The organism is Muricoccus radiodurans (genome assembly GCF_050154705.1).
Classification (GTDB): Bacteria; Pseudomonadota; Alphaproteobacteria; order Acetobacterales; family Acetobacteraceae; genus Roseomonas; species Roseomonas radiodurans.
Window position 1 is genome coordinate 897,792 of record NZ_CP189561.1, and the last position, 14,032, is coordinate 911,823.

The 14,032-nt window shown below is 71.5% G+C and carries 12 protein-coding genes; 3 read left to right on the plus strand and 9 right to left on the minus strand.

Going from position 1 to position 14,032, the window contains the following annotated elements; genetic code table 11:
- Nucleotides 1–26: 26 nt before the first annotated feature.
- Complete coding sequence (locus ACP6CK_RS04420) at nt 27–869, minus strand: dienelactone hydrolase family protein (protein WP_426957633.1); 843 nt, start codon at nt 867–869, stop codon at nt 27–29.
- 73 nt (nt 870–942) lie between these two features.
- Here ACP6CK_RS04420 and hemB point away from each other — a divergent pair, with 73 nt between their 5' ends.
- Complete coding sequence (hemB, locus tag ACP6CK_RS04425; RefSeq protein WP_426957635.1) at nt 943–1,938, plus strand: porphobilinogen synthase; 996 nt, start codon at nt 943–945, stop codon at nt 1,936–1,938.
- A 42-nt stretch (nt 1,939–1,980) separates the two neighbouring features.
- On the opposite strand, the gene ACP6CK_RS04430 is transcribed toward hemB, so the two are convergent.
- The 4 genes from ACP6CK_RS04430 to ACP6CK_RS04445 form a co-directional block, all read right to left on the minus strand.
- On the minus strand, nt 1,981–3,123 hold the full coding sequence (locus tag ACP6CK_RS04430; RefSeq protein WP_426957637.1) for an alpha/beta hydrolase: 1,143 nt from the start codon (nt 3,121–3,123) through the stop codon (nt 1,981–1,983).
- A gap of 76 nt (nt 3,124–3,199) precedes the next feature.
- The gene (locus tag ACP6CK_RS04435; protein ID WP_426957639.1) at nt 3,200–4,051 is read right to left on the minus strand and encodes an alpha/beta fold hydrolase; all 852 of its coding nucleotides are present in this window, start codon (nt 4,049–4,051) and stop codon (nt 3,200–3,202) included.
- Entirely contained in the window at nt 4,038–5,231 is a 1,194-nt protein-coding gene (locus ACP6CK_RS04440; protein ID WP_426957641.1) for a CaiB/BaiF CoA transferase family protein, read from the minus strand. Before ACP6CK_RS04440 ends, ACP6CK_RS04435 begins: the two co-directional genes overlap by 14 nt.
- Nucleotides 5,231–6,634: a malonyl-CoA decarboxylase gene (locus ACP6CK_RS04445; protein WP_426957643.1), complete on the minus strand. Its 1,404-nt coding sequence runs from the start codon at nt 6,632–6,634 to the stop codon at nt 5,231–5,233. Before ACP6CK_RS04445 ends, ACP6CK_RS04440 begins: the two co-directional genes overlap by 1 nt.
- Nucleotides 6,635–6,839: 205 nt before the next feature.
- Between ACP6CK_RS04445 and ACP6CK_RS04450 the strand changes: the two genes are divergently transcribed.
- Nucleotides 6,840–8,351, plus strand: a complete 1,512-nt coding sequence (locus ACP6CK_RS04450) for an aldehyde dehydrogenase family protein (RefSeq protein ID WP_426957645.1) — start codon at nt 6,840–6,842, stop codon at nt 8,349–8,351.
- Between the two features lie 51 nt (nt 8,352–8,402).
- Here the strand turns inward: ACP6CK_RS04450 and ACP6CK_RS04455 are convergent, their stop codons facing one another.
- The 4 genes from ACP6CK_RS04455 to ACP6CK_RS04470 all read right to left on the minus strand — a co-directional run bounded on the left by ACP6CK_RS04455 (nt 8,403) and on the right by ACP6CK_RS04470 (nt 11,822).
- Nucleotides 8,403–8,648, minus strand: a complete 246-nt coding sequence (locus ACP6CK_RS04455; protein WP_426957647.1) for a hypothetical protein — start codon at nt 8,646–8,648, stop codon at nt 8,403–8,405.
- 311 nt (nt 8,649–8,959) lie between these two features.
- Nucleotides 8,960–9,892, minus strand: coding sequence for a S1C family serine protease (locus ACP6CK_RS04460; RefSeq protein WP_426957649.1), 933 nt, complete (start codon nt 9,890–9,892; stop codon nt 8,960–8,962).
- A 113-nt stretch (nt 9,893–10,005) separates the two neighbouring features.
- Nucleotides 10,006–10,764: a hypothetical protein gene (locus ACP6CK_RS04465; RefSeq protein ID WP_426957651.1), complete on the minus strand. Its 759-nt coding sequence runs from the start codon at nt 10,762–10,764 to the stop codon at nt 10,006–10,008.
- Complete coding sequence (locus ACP6CK_RS04470; RefSeq protein WP_426957653.1) at nt 10,761–11,822, minus strand: GSCFA domain-containing protein; 1,062 nt, start codon at nt 11,820–11,822, stop codon at nt 10,761–10,763. Before ACP6CK_RS04470 ends, ACP6CK_RS04465 begins: the two co-directional genes overlap by 4 nt.
- Before the next feature lie 255 nt (nt 11,823–12,077).
- Between ACP6CK_RS04470 and ACP6CK_RS04475 the strand changes: the two genes are divergently transcribed.
- The gene (locus ACP6CK_RS04475; RefSeq protein ID WP_426957655.1) at nt 12,078–13,925 is read left to right on the plus strand and encodes an ATP-binding protein; all 1,848 of its coding nucleotides are present in this window, start codon (nt 12,078–12,080) and stop codon (nt 13,923–13,925) included.
- Nucleotides 13,926–14,032: the final 107 nt, after the last annotated feature.

Here is a 14,032-nt window from a genome sequence, read left to right on the forward strand (position 1 = left end):
CTTGGGGCCGGCTTGGAACGGCGCCGCTAGTTCTGGGGCGCGGACCCGCCATGCGCGGCCAGGAAGGCCGGCACCCGCCGCAGCGCGTCCGCCCGGGCCGCCTCGTCCGTCCCCATCCGCGCGGTCCCGTCCCCCCGCGCGGTGACGGACAGCCCGGACAACACCCGCATCGGCATGGCGGGCTGGTCGAAGCCGTGCACCGCGCCCGGATACTCCACGACCTCCACCCGCCCAGCGGCCGCAACGCGGGCCGCCGCCCGCCGGCAGGGTCCCGGCGGGGTCCAATCATCCGCACCGCCCAGCAGCATCAGGACAGGCACCGCCGGCTCCCAGACGGGCGGCACCCGCCCGGGCCGGAGGCAGCCGGGGTAGAGCGCCACCGCCCCCCGGATCAGTCCGGGCGGCACCGGCCCCCCGGCGGCGGAAAGCGCCGTGCTGCCGCCATGGGACCAGCCCATCAGGAAGGCGCCACCCCCGGCCGCCCAGGGCTGCGCCGCCGCCCAGGCAGCCGCCGCATGGGCGTCCTCGCGCCGCAGCGTCTCTGGCATGATCCCGTGCTCCGGGCCGGAGCAGACCTGCGTCACGCCCCGGCTCCCGAAGCTGTCCGGGAACACCACGGGATAGCCCAGCGCATTCAGCCGCGCCGCCCAATCCGCCTCCCGCGCCGGCAGGGAGGGTCGCCGGCCCGGCCCGCCGAGACCGCCGCACCCGTGCAAGGCCACGACCGGCACGCCCCGCGCGGCACCCTCCGTCCGAAGCACCAGCCCGCGCAGCGTGACGCCGCCGGGTCCCGGAATGGCCACCTCCTCCGGGGCCGAGAGGGCCGGGCTGGCCATCAGGACGAAGAAGGCGAGCAGGGAGCGGAGCACCCGCCCCCAGCGTTCCGAACGGCCTACGGTTGCACGCCCTTGGCGCCGCCCGCCCATGGCGCGACAAGGCGGCATGATCACCCCCTCCTTCCCGAACGCCCGCCCCCGCCGGAACCGGGTGGATTCCGCCACCCGCCGCCTCGTCGCCGAGAACCGCCTCTCCGTGGACGACCTCATCTGGCCGATCTTCATCATGGAGGGAGAGTCGGCACGATCCGAGGTCGCCTCCATGCCCGGCGTCCACCGCGTCACCCTGGACCGGCTCGCCGACCATGTCGGCCCCGCCGTGGAACTCGGCATCCCCGCCATCGCCCTCTTCCCCATGACCCCGCCCGAGCGGAAGGACGCCGAGGGCACCGAGGCGAAGAACCCCGAAAACCTCATGTGCCGCTCGGCCCGCCTCCTCTCGAAGGCCTTCCCCGACCTTGCCCTGGTCGGCGACGTCGCCCTCGATCCCTACACCGACCACGGCCACGACGGCGTCATCCGGGGGGATTTCGTCGCCAACGACGAGAGCCTGGAGGTCCTGACTGCCCAGGCCGTGGTCCAGGCCGAGGCCGGCATCGGGATCATCGCCCCTTCCGACATGATGGATGGCCGCGTCGGCGCCATCCGCGCCGCCCTCGACTCCCGGGGCCTGATCCACACGCGGATCATGTCCTATGCCGCCAAGTACGCCTCCGCCTTCTACGGCCCTTTCCGGGACGCGGTCGGTTCCGGCAAGGCGCTCAAGGGCGACAAGAAGACCTACCAGATGAACCCCGCCAACTCGGACGAGGCGCTGCGGGAGGTCGCCATGGACCTGGCCGAAGGCGCGGACATGGTCATGGTCAAGCCCGGCATGCCCTACCTGGACATCGTCCGGCGCGTGAAGGAGCGCTTCGCCGTCCCGACCTTCGCCTACCAGGTCAGCGGCGAGTACGCGATGATCACCGCCTCCGCGCAGAACGGCTGGATGGACCGGGAGTCGGCGATGATGGAGAGCCTTCTGGCCTTCAAGCGCGCCGGCGCCGACGGCGTCCTCACCTATTTCGCGCCGGAGGCCGCCCACCGCCTTCGGGTGGGCTGAGGCGGTCCGCGCCCGGCAGCACGCCGGGCGCGGACCTCGCGATCACGTCCGCGGTTGCGGGCGCGGGCGCGGGCGCACCGGACGCATGGCCGGCCGCGCCATCGGCGCCGCCCCGGCAAAGGCCGCCTTCAGCTCCGCGCCGACGAAGGCCTGCGCGTCCTTCGCCTTCGTCAGCACGGCGTCCGCCCCGAAGAACTCGTGTGTCACGCCCGGATAGACCCGCGCATTCACCGACACCCCCGCGGCGCGCAGCGCATCCGCCAGCCGCGTGCCGTCATCCGCCAGCGGATCGATCTCCGCGTTGACCAGGATCGTCCGCGGCAGCCCGCGCAGGTTGGCCCGCCGATAGATGTCCAGACGCGGATCCTGCAGGTCCTGCGGCCCATTGGTGTAGTTCTGCACGAACCACAGCACCATCGGCTTGTTCAGCGGCCGGGCGTTGGCGAAACTGTTGTAGGACGGCGTCTCCGTATCCGTCCCGCCGACCGGATACACCGCGACGATCGCGCGCGGCATCGTCAACCGGCTATCGCGCGCGAAGATCGCGGCGTTGATCGCCAGATTGCCCCCCGCGCTCTCGCCCGCGACCGCGAGCCGCGTCGGATCACCGCCGATCGTCGCGGCGTTCACCGCCAGCCAGGAATAGGCGATGGCCGCATCCTCATGCGCGCCGGGGAACCGCACCTCCGGCCCCTGGCGATAGCGCACCGCGATGACGATCGCCCCCGTCTCGGCCGCGATCGCGCGGGCGGAGGAGTCGTATACGTCGGGATTCGCGATCACCCAGCCGCCGCCGTGAAAATACAGCACCACCGGCAGCGGCCCTGCCGAGGCCGGCTGCGGGCTGTACAGGCGTCCCATCGCAGAACGCCCGCCGATGCTCATCGTGATCTCTTCGACGCGCTCCATCGGCCGCATCGTCGGAACGCGGCCGAGCGCGATGGTGCGGGCCTGCACGGCATTGGCGATGTTCGGCTGGCGGCGCGCCTCCGCGGGCGTCAGCGTCTCGATCGGCCGCGGCCCGAGGCCGACGAAGCTCTCCAGCAGCCCCTTCATCTCGGGATCGGCGCGGCCCGACGGATCCGCGGGAACCCCCATCCGGTCGGTGGGCGAGGCGCAGCCGGCGCCCAGCCCCGCCAGGCCAAGCGGGAGGATCAGCGCATTGCGCCGCGAAAACAGGTTCATATGGGGGATATCTCCGGCAAGTGCCGGACCGGCACTGCCGGGGCTCAACGTCTCATTCCCGACACGGTTGCTCGGATTAGAGCCGGAGGAACCCCGCCACGGCGCCGGTCTGCGCCGGATCAGTGAGAGCGGGCGCGTGCCCGCAGCGGGGCACGGTCAGCACCTCCACCCCGTCGCGCGCGCCCATCGCCGCCGCCGTCGTCGCGTCCAGCAGATCGCTCTCGGCACCCCGTAGAACGAGGACGGGCTGCGCCAGCGACTCCCACAGCCGCCAGAGATCGACATCCTCGATCGGGTTGCCGAGCATCGGCGCCGCGATCGCCGGATCGTAATGCTGCACCACGCCGCCCTCGGGCGTGCGCCGCGCGCTCGTCTGCGCCAGATGGCGCCACTCCGCATCGGACAGGATTCCGAACGGCGCATGAATGAGCCGGAGATGGGCCTCCAGTTCCTCCAGGTCCCGGAACACCGGCCGTAGCGCGAGGTAGGCCGCAATCCGCCGCAATGCGGAGGCGGGGATAAAGGGTCCTACGTCGTTCAAGACGATCCGCCGCGGCGCGTGCTCCCCGCCGGCCACCGCCATGCCGATCAGCCCCCCCATGGACGTCCCGACCCAATCGCAGTCCCGCCCCAGCCCGCGCAGGAGCTGCTGGAACGCCATCGCGTAGACCGGCACGGAGTAGAGCGCCGGATCCGGCAGCCAGTCGCTGAACCCCCGCCCGAACACGTCCGGGCAGATGACCCGCCGCCCCTGGTCCGCCAGCACCGCCGCCAGCGCGTCGAAGTCCCGCCCCGTCCGCGTCAGACCGTGCACGCAGATCACCGGCGCCCCGTCCACCGGCCCCCACTCCACCCAGCGCAGCGTCGCCGCGACCGTGCCGAGGTCGCAGCGCAGATGCCCCGGCCGAGGCTCGTCAGGCGATGCCATCGGCCCGCAGCTTCGCAATCTCGGATGCCTCCAGCCCGAAGGCCGTCAGCACCTCCTCCGTGTGCTGCCCCAGGACCGGCGCCGCGCTGCGATAGCTCGGCGGCGTGGCGGAGAGCCGCACGGGATTGGCGATCACCTGCACCCGCTCGCCGGAGGCGTGATCCATCTCCACGATCACGCCGCGCGCCTGCACGTGCGGATCGGCGAAGACGTCCTTCAGCGTGTTGATCGGCCCGCAGCCGATCTTCGCCGCCTCCAGCGCCTCGACCCAATCCTTCGTCGTGCGGGACTGCATCACCGGCGTCAGCGTGTCCGTCACGAACTTCCGGTTCTCCACCCGCTTGGCGTTCGTGGCGAAGCGCGGGTCGGCCAGCAGCGCCTCCTGCCCCGTCAGCTTGCAGAAGCGCTCGAAAGTCGGGTCGTTGCCGACCGATAGCACGATATAGCCGTCCTTCGTCGGGAAGACCTGGTACGGCACGATGTTCGGGTGCTGATTCCCCAGCCGTGGCGGGTTCTCCCTCGTGGCCAGGAAGTTCATCCCCTGGTTCGCCAGCCACGCGACATGCGTGTCCAGCATCCCGATGTCGATCCGCTGCCCCTGCCCCGTCGCGTGCCGGTGATTCACCGCCGCCAGCACCCCGATGCAGCCGTAGAGCCCGGAGAACAGGTCCGCCACGGGCACGCCGACCTTCTGCGGCTCCCCCTCGATGTCGCCCGTCAGCGACATCACGCCCCCCATGGCCTGCACCAGCGCGTCATAGCCCGGACGCGGCGCATAGGGCCCCGTCTGCCCGAAGCCGGTGATGGAGCAGTAGATCAGCCGGGGATAGCGGTCCTTCAGGTCCTCCCAGGCCAGCCCATACTTCGCCAGCGCGCCGACCTTGAAGTTCTCGACCAGGATGTCGCACTCGCCCAGCAGCCGGTGGATCACCGCCTGCCCCTCGGGCTTCGAGATGTCGAGCGTGACCGATTTCTTGTTCCGGTTGACCCCAACGAAATACGCGCTCTCCTGCGTCCTCGGCACATAGGGCGGCGCGAAGCCGCGCGTGTCGTCGCCAGCGCCGGGGCGTTCGATCTTGATCACCTCCGCCCCGAGGTCGCCGAGCATCTGCGTGCAGGTGGGCCCCGCCAGCACCCGCGTGAGGTCGAGGACCTTCAGCCCATCCAGCGCCCCGGCCATCAGGAGGCCGCCTTCGCCAGCCGCTTCGCCGCCTTCGAGCCCTTGGGCGGCGGCGCGAGGAGCGCGTCCACCGCGCCCGAGCGCACCACGACCCCACCGCGCGCGAAGGCCTCGTGGTTCCGCTCGATCTCCTCCCGGTCGTACAGGTAGTTGACCATCAGCCCGTGGGACTCCGTCATGCCGCGCGGGGCGGTGTTGCCCAGCCAATTGATCCGTTCAAGCCGGGCGCCGTTCCCCAGATGGAAGCGCGCCACCGGATCCATCCGCGCCCCCGGCCCCGGATCGGTCAGGTATTGCGCGCAGAGCCGCATCAGCGCCGGCCGCAGCGCCTCGGACTTCAGAACGTCCGTCGCCCAGTCCGGGTCGGACAGCGGCAGCGCGAGTTCGGCCGCCGCGTCGTCCGTCTCCATCCGCCGGTCCAGCCAGCGCCGGAAGCCCGGGATCGGCGACAGGGTGGAGAAGCGGACGAGCTGCGGCAGCTCCGCCTTCAGGTCCTCGACCACCTGCTTGATGAGGAAATTGCCGAAGGAGATCCCGCGCAGCCCGTCCTGGCAGTTCGAGATGGAGTAGAAGATCGCCGTATCCGCCGCTTCCGCCCGCGCCTCAGCCCCGGCCTCGCCCTCCGCCGCTAACAGCGGCTGCACCGCCGAAGCGAGGCCCTGCACCAGCGCCACCTCCACGAAGATCAGTGGCTCATGCGGCAGGGCCGGGTGGAAAAAGCCGAAGCAGCGCCGGTCCGCGGCGAGCCGCCGCCGCAGGTCGTGCCAGCCGGCGATCTCGTGCACGGCCTCGTACTCGATCAGCTTCTCCAGCACCGCCGCCGGCGTCTGCCAGTCGATGCGCCGGAGCTGCAGGAACCCCCGGTTGAACCAGGAGGTGAAAAGGTGGTGCAGATCGCGCTCAAGCGGCGAGAGCGACGGATCGTGCCGCATCGCCCCCAGCACCTGCCGCCGCATCTCCACCAGCGCGGCGGTACCGCCCGGCGACATATTCATCCGGCGCAACAGCTCCTGCCGCGGTGGCTCCGCGCAGTGGCCCAGGCGCGCCGCATTTTCCGCCGTCGGATCGGCCAGGTAGATCTCCGCCGCCTCCCGCAGCTTGTCGTGGCGCGGGCCGTAATTCTCCGCCAGGTGACGGTGGAAGGCCGCCCGGCTGGACGGGTCCAGGCCCCGCAGCGCTGTCATCAGGTCCCGCGCCACCGCGGCGCCCGAAGCCTCGCCCCGCTCCGTCAACAGCGAATCGGCCAGTTCCTTGGCCCGGTCCAGCGGCAGGGAAGCCCCGACGACCGGCGCGAAGGCCCGTCCCCGGTCGGCGATCGAGGACCAGAGCCGCTCGATCCAGGACCGGGAGGCCGGGATGTTCGCAGCCTCCACGGGCACCTCGCTCGTTTCGGCCTCAGACATTCCCCGCTCCCCTGGTCGGCGCCGGATCGGCGTCAAAGCAAGATTGGAGGCGGCCCCGGACGGCGGCAAGGCGCCACGCCGTCACGTCCCGAGCAGGCATCCGGATGTGCAGGTGCAGCACGGCGCCGGGCCGCGTCTTGCCCTTGGCCGCCGGCCCGGCGCATACCCGGCCATCATCGCCCGCTCCCAAGACGGAGGACACGCCATGCTGGACCGCCCGCACCCGACGCCCGAGGCGCCGCTGACCGATCCCTTCGCGCTCGCCAAGGCGATGTCCGGCTTCCACTTCATCGGCGGCCGCTACGTCCCCGCCACCTCCGGCAAGACCTTCGCTGTCGTGAACCCCGCCACGGGTCAGGAAGTCGCCCGCGCCGCCGAGGGCGACGCCGCCGACGTCGAGGCCGCCGTCACGGACGCCGCCCGTGCCCAGAAGGAATGGGCCAAGACCCCCGCCCGCAAGCGCGGCGCCCTCGTCGCCCAATGCGCCGCCCTGATGCGGACGCATGTGGAAGAACTCGGCCGCTTGATCGCACTGGAGACCGGCAAGGCGCTCCGCACCGAGAGCCGCGTCGAGGCGAACACCGTCGCCGACATCCTCGAGTTCTTCGGCGGCCTCGGCGGCGAGCTGAAGGGCGAGACCGTCCCCTTCGCGCCCGAGGTGCTGTCCGTCACTGTCCGCGAGCCCCTGGGCGTGGTCGGCGCGATCATCCCCTGGAACGTGCCGATGCTGCTGATGGCGCTGAAGGTCGCGCCTGCCCTCGTCGCCGGCAACACCGTCGTCGTAAAGAGCGCCGAGGAAGCCCCCCTCGCCGTCCTCCGAATCTGCGAGCTGATGAACCGCGTCCTGCCCGCCGGTGTCTTCAACATGGTCTCCGGCTTCGGCCCGGAATGCGGCGCCCCGCTCGTCGCCCACCCGAAGGTCCGCAAGGTCACCTTCACCGGCTCCGTCGAGACCGGGAAGATCGTCTACAAGACCGCCGCCGAGAAGCTCATCCCCGTCACGCTGGAGCTCGGCGGCAAGTCGCCGATGATCGTCTTCGCCGACTGCGACTTTGAGAAGACGCTGAACGGCGCCCTCACCTCCATGCGCTTCACCCGCCAGGGCCAGTCCTGCACCGCGGCGTCCCGCATCTTCGTGGAGCGCCCGATCTTCCAGCGCTTCGTGGACGAGATGGCGGCCCGCGTCGACAAGATGATCATGGGCGACCCGCTCGACGAAAAGACGGACATCGGCACCATCATCTCGGACGGCCAGTTCGAGAAGGTCCAGGGCTTCATCGAGGAGGGCAAGGCCACCGCGGGTGCTACCGGCCGTGCCTGCTCCGCCATGCCGTCCGACCCCGCGCTGAAGAAAGGCCTCTTCATCCAGCCTCACATCTTCACCGGCCTGGACAAGTCCAGCCGTCTGGTGCGTGAGGAGATCTTCGGCCCCGTCACCTGCGTCATGCCCTTCGACGATGCCGAGGCGGTGCTGGAGGAGGCGAATGACAGCGAGTACGGCCTCGCCGCCTCGCTCTGGACGAACAACCTGAAGGTCGGCCTCACCCTCGCCCACAAGCTTGAGGCGGGCCTCGTCCAGATTAACCAGAACCTCGTCGTCCAGGCCAACCTGTCCTACGGCGGCGTGAAGTCCTCCGGCCTCGGCAAGGAAGCCTCGCTCGAGGCGATGCTGGAGCACTTCACCCACAAGAAGACGATCATGGTGAACATGGCTTGAGGCTTCGTCGCCGGGCGCGCGCGATCCGCATCGCGCCGTGCCCGGCAGCGGTCAGAGTTCCTCGAACTTCCGCGGGACGGGCCCGCCCCGGAGGCGCCCGCGGAGGCGCTCTACATGCTCCTGCCGAATGAGGACGGTGGCGCGTAGGTCGGCCAGGATGCCGCGGGCCATCGGCGCCAGCCAGGTCAGGCCATCGCGCTCCAGCCGCTCGACCGTCGCCCTCTGCGCGAGCGCCATCGTCTCGGCCTCGGCGACCAGGCGCTCTGCCTCCTGGAGGCTGGCGGGGTGAAGGGGCATGACGGTTCCTGGACGGCAGTCTCAAAACACTAGACGTCCAACCTTACATTACGCTGACAGTTTCTCTAGGCAGAAAACTGAACTCAGTTTTTGATCGCCCGCGCCGAAAACGGTGCCCTGCTTCACCTCGCCAGACAACGGGCAGGGCCGGTGAGGCAGCCGCAGCGCCTGTCGGCCCTGATGGCTACGACTCAGGCCCACCCCTCCCCGCTCCGATCTGCAGACCACCGGATTTCGCGGTGCCTCAGAGGAGGCGCCAGAGCGGCCTCGCCGCCCGGGCCAAGTCCCCGACCGACCCGCCCCGTCTCACCTCACCCGAAGCAGCGCACCGACACCACGGCCTCCTGCGCCGCCGCGGAGATCGCGCTCGCGCTCAGCCCACGGCTGCCGCTCACCCGCTCGGTGGTCACCCCGTTCTCCCGCAGGAAGCCCTCCACCGTCTCCGCGCGGATGGCGAAGTTGATGTTCTGCGGCAGCGTTCCGGTGGCCCGCAGCACCGTCAGGTCATTCGCCCGGGCCTGGACCACCCCGATCACCCCGCCCGAGTCATCCAGCACCGGCCCGCCGGAGTTCCCTGGCTGCACAGGCGCGGTGATCTGGAACTGCCCCGTGTTCCCGTTGATGCCGGACTGCGCCGAGACGATCCCGGTCGTCAGGTTGAGCCCGGTCGAGAGTGGCGATCCGGCATAGGGATAGCCTAGCACCACGACGTTCTCGCCCAGCTGCGTCCCGCCCGGCCCATTGAAGCGCAGCACGGTCCGCGACGGCTCCGCCGCGTTCAGCAGCGCCAAGTCCCGGCGCGGGTCCATCGCCGCCACCGACAGGCGGCGGCCCCGATCGTCGCGCAGCTCGGCGCAGCTCGCCACGACATGCGCGTTCGTCAGGACCTGCCGCGACCCGACATAGAACCCGGTCCCGGAAGACCGCGGCCGCACCGCCACGGCCCCGCCCCGCTTCCCGGCCGCGGAGGGCACGCCCACCACCGGCGGCGCCTCATAGGACGGCGGCGGCGCGACCACGACGGGCGGCGCCCCCTGCGGCCGTCCTGCCACGACGATGCTCCGCACCGGCTGGTTCGTCGCCGGGTCATAGATGGTGACGACGCTGCTCCCCGGCGGCACCGGCCCGACCGAGGGCGGCGGCATCAGCACCGCTCCCTGCTGCGCGCAGCCCGCCAGCGCGGCCGCGGCCAAGCCCGCCATCATCCCTCGCCTCAGGCCGGAAGCGGTCTTCGCGCCGCGCATCGCTGATCTCCACATGCCACCGATGTAGGCGCCCTGCCCGGCGCCGTCGAGGAAGCGGAATGTTCCAAACCGTCGCGAGGCCACGCCGCTAGTCAGGCCGGGGACCGGACGCCTCAGGCAGCCGCCCGAGCTGCTCCTATCTCGGCCGCCCGGGCCAGCACCGCCGGCAGCATGAGAGCACCATAGGCCTCGTTGGCGTGATGATAGTCCCCTTCGGCGAGGCTCCGAAAAGGCGCTGCCAGGAAGCTTCGCCCCGGCACCCCCCCATAGGCCGGATCCGGCACGCCGACCGTTTCCACTCCCATTCCGTCCAGCGCCTCCCGCACCCGGCCCCGCGCCAGCCGATCCACCGCCAGCATCGCCTCCGCCGAGATGGTCCGCCCGACATAGGGATGGTCCTCCCGGGGAGGCGGCGCCTCCACGGCGAAGAGGCGCAGCCCCTGGTCCCGCAGCGCAGCGATGAAGCCCAGGATGTGACGGAAGTGCTCCTCCGCCATCGCCCGCACCACCCCGTCGCTCACCGGCTGGAACCCCTCCGGACAGGCCCGCCAGGGCCGATGCGTCTGCCACTGAAGGCTCCAGAGAAGGAGGCTCGTCGTGTAGGCCATGGAGATCCCGAAGATCTCGGGCCGGGCCGGGCCCAGCAGCCCCGGGCCGAGCACCCGCTCCAGACTGCCTGCCGGCCCGCGCTCCACCAGCCGCACCCCGCCGCGCTCGACGGCGAAGAAGGGCTTCAGCAATTGCGGGAAGGAGAAGACCTTCCCGAACACCGCGTCGGAAACACCGCTGCCCGCCAGCAGCGCGTCCCGGTCCCGCGTCAGCGCGTTGCCCAGAGCCACGACGTGGGAGTCCCCGATCAGCGCCAGCCTCACGGCAGCGCCCCCTCGTCCAGCCTCGCCTCTTCGCAGACCACCTCCATCCGGCGTGCCATCTCGGCATCGCCCTGGCTCACGGCGTTTTCCGCCGTGGGCGTCGCCGGCACCGCCCCATCCCCGTGGGCGGCGAAGAAGACGGCCATCACCGCCTCCACCGCCTCCGGCCGCACCTCCCGCATGCCGGGCTCATAACCCGCACCGCGCGCCAGGGGCGCCGTCACCAGCTCATAGGACGGAAAGTAGTCGACGGCGTCGTGCGCATCGGCCAGTTCGCCCGCCACGGCCCGCAGCACCGACTTCGAGTAGGTCGTGGACGCCACGACATGCCGCGGCAACGCCGTCGCGGCCAGCGGCACCGGAGAGACCGTCAGCAGAAAGCGGATGCCCGGGTTCACGCCCCGCCACCAGTTGATCACGCGCTGCATGTCCTGCAGCACCTCGGCGTGGCGCAGGTTGCGGAAGCGGTGCCGCGCCGGATCGAAGCGCCCCGCGACCGTCCCCGGGCAGACCGGATAGGCCAGCCCGTCCTCGGCATTCTCCCAGATCTCCGTCAGCCCGAGGGTGAAGACGAAGAGGTCAACGCCCTCCATCATCGCACGGATGGCGGCCAGGTGCCCCTGGCGTAGCCGCTCCACCTCCTCCCGCGACCCGAACCCACCCGGCTCGATCGCGGGCCGCATGGGATCGTGGAAGCGCCCGTCCGATTCCCACACCTCCGCGATCCGCCGCGACCCGTAGGCCGCCTGCACGAGATGCATGAGCTGCCGCGACGAATAGATGTTGCCGTAGCGCGCGGAATAGAGCCCGTAGCCGTGCGCCGCATGGCGTTCCGCCGGCAGCATCTCCGGCGCCGGCTCGAAATCGAGGTAGCGGTACCCGCGTCCCCTCAGCTGACGCCCGATATGCTGCGCGAAGCAACTTCCCGCCGTCGCGATCCGCGTCTCTCGCGTGATCGCGAACTTCGGCGTGTAAAGCGCGGCCCGCCCCTCTCCGTGCCAAGCCGCGGCGGCACTGCGCCAGTACTGCCGGGCCGGAAGGCCCCGATACGGGTGCACGGCCGCTCGTCCCCTTCCGCGGGGCCGCCCAACGCGCGGACGGCCGTCCAGATGCCGTGATGGCGACGCGTCCCGGTCCGGTCAACAGCCCCGCTGCCGGTCCCAGGACCCGATAGATTTCCTGCACTTGCCTCGCATTTTCTTCAACTCGGGCGAGCGCTGTTCGTTTGTCCCCGCGGAGAGCGGCGAAGGAGACCAAGCTTGCCGGAGGGGCCCCAGAGATGGACGGCCGAACAGGAGGCGAGCGCCTCGGCGTTGACCGATGCCCTGCGGGACACGCGCGCCGCGCTGGCGGCGTCACGCCGCGAGGCGGCCGACCTCCGCCGCCGCCTTGCGGCCTCGGAACGCCGTCTCGCCGCCCGGCAGGCAACGCTCCGCCCCGCCGGTACCGCCGCGGATGAGGAGACTGCCCTCGGCGCCGCGCTGGAGGATCTCTGGGCGCTCGCCGATGAGCTGGAGGAGTCGAACCTCGCCCTCGCCGCCGAGGTGACGGAGCGCCGCTCGGAGCTGGAGCGCATCGACGCCGCCCTCCGCCAGAGCGAGGAACGCCTGCGCCTCGCCCACCGCTACGCGGGAACCGGCGCCTGGGACTGGCATATCCGCGACGGCACCGTCGCCTGGTCAGAGGAGTTGAGCGACCTCCTCGGCGTCGACCCCGCCGCGCCCGCGACCTACGCCACCTGGCTCCAGGCCGTGCTGCCCGAGGACCGCGACGCGGTGCAGGCGGCCGTCGACGCCTGCCTTCGCCAGGGCCGCCCGGAATGCGAGTTGGAGTACCGCATCCGTCACCCGGACCGCGGGATCCGCTGGCTCGCCGGCCGCGGCCGGCTGGAGCGGGACGTGCACGGCAACCCGTTCCGCATCACCGGCCTCTGCATCGACATCACCGCCCGCAAGATGGCGGAGCTCGCGCTGCGCGACATGAACGAGAACCTCCGCCGCGAGGTGGAGCGCGAGGTCGCCGCGCGCGAGGCGGCCCAGGCCCGCCTCACCCAGACCTTGAAGCTCGAAGCCCTCGGCCGGCTGACCGGCGGCGTCGCGCACGACTTCAACAACCTCCTCGCCGTCGTGACCGCCGGCACGTCCCTCCTCGCCCATGCCGAGGACGCCGCGAAGCGCCAGCGCATCCTCGACAGCATCGCCGGCGCGGCCCGGCGCGGTGCCGACCTGACCCGCCGCCTCCTCACCTTCGCCCGGCGGCAGGCCCTGAAGCCGGAGCCGGTGGACCTCCGCACCTGGCTGGAAGAGGTGCGCGACCTCCTCGCGCGTTCCCTGCGGGAGGACATCGCGATCGAGATCGACGTCGCGGAGGACCTCTGGCCCGTCCTCGCCGACCCGTCGGAGATGGAGCTCGCCCTCCTCAACCTGGCCTTCAACGCGCGGGACGCGATGCCCCGCGGCGGCACGCTGCGGCTCACGGCCCACAACGTCGCCCTCGCGCCGGGCAAGGAGCCCGACCTGCGCGGCGAGTTCCTCTGCTTCCAGATCCGCGACTCCGGCGTCGGCATGACGCCCGAGGCCCTTGCCCGCGCCTTCGAGCCCTTCTTCACCACCAAGCCCAAGGGCCACGGCTCCGGCCTCGGCCTCGCCCAGGTCTACGGCTTCGCGAAGCAGAGCGGCGGCGTCGCCCGCGTGGCCAGCACGCCGGGCGAGGGAACGACCGTCTCCCTCCTCCTCCCCCGCGCGACCGCGGAGCCGACCCACCAGGCGGCGACGGCCTCCGAGCCTGCCCGGGACACGCCCCTCCGCATCCTGGTGGTCGAGGATGACGACGCCGTCGCCGCCCTCGTGCTCGACATGCTCCAGCACCTCGGCCACACGGTGCTCCGCGCCGCCACCGCGGCCGCGGCGCTCAAGCTGCTGGACGACGAGCTCTCGGTGGACCTCGTCTTCACGGACGTGATGATGCCCGGCGGTGCCGACGGCCTGGACCTCGCGCGGGAGGTGGAGCGGCACCGCCCCGGCCTTCCGGTGCTCCTGACCAGCGGCTATGGCGGCGCCCCCGCCCGGGTCGCCGCGGCCGGCCTTCCGCTGCTCCGCAAGCCTTATGACCTGGAGGCCCTTCGCGCCGCCCTGCGCGAGGCCGTGGCACCGCGGCGCTGACCGCCCGGCGCGCCGTGCGGTGTGTGCAGCCCCGGCATGGCGTTCACGCGTTGGTCATCTGCCCCCGCCATCCCCATGTTGGGCCTGTGCCGGCGTACCGGCGGATT

What these genes read in the sequence shown, in the direction of transcription:
- ACP6CK_RS04455 (WP_426957647.1), bottom strand. Translation starts at nt 8,648, where the DNA reads ATGCCCCTTCACCCCGCCAGCCTCCAGGAGGCAGAGCGCCTGGTCGCC.
- ACP6CK_RS04435 (WP_426957639.1), bottom strand. Translation starts at nt 4,051, where the DNA reads ATGGCATCGCCTGACGAGCCTCGGCCGGGGCATCTGCGCTGCGACCTC.
- ACP6CK_RS04430 (WP_426957637.1), bottom strand. Translation starts at nt 3,123, where the DNA reads ATGAACCTGTTTTCGCGGCGCAATGCGCTGATCCTCCCGCTTGGCCTG.
- ACP6CK_RS04445 (WP_426957643.1), bottom strand. Translation starts at nt 6,634, where the DNA reads ATGTCTGAGGCCGAAACGAGCGAGGTGCCCGTGGAGGCTGCGAACATC.
- hemB (WP_426957635.1), top strand. Translation starts at nt 943, where the DNA reads ATGATCACCCCCTCCTTCCCGAACGCCCGCCCCCGCCGGAACCGGGTG.
- ACP6CK_RS04450 (WP_426957645.1), top strand. Translation starts at nt 6,840, where the DNA reads ATGCTGGACCGCCCGCACCCGACGCCCGAGGCGCCGCTGACCGATCCC.
- ACP6CK_RS04440 (WP_426957641.1), bottom strand. Translation starts at nt 5,231, where the DNA reads ATGGCCGGGGCGCTGGATGGGCTGAAGGTCCTCGACCTCACGCGGGTG.
- ACP6CK_RS04460 (WP_426957649.1), bottom strand. Translation starts at nt 9,892, where the DNA reads ATGCGCGGCGCGAAGACCGCTTCCGGCCTGAGGCGAGGGATGATGGCG.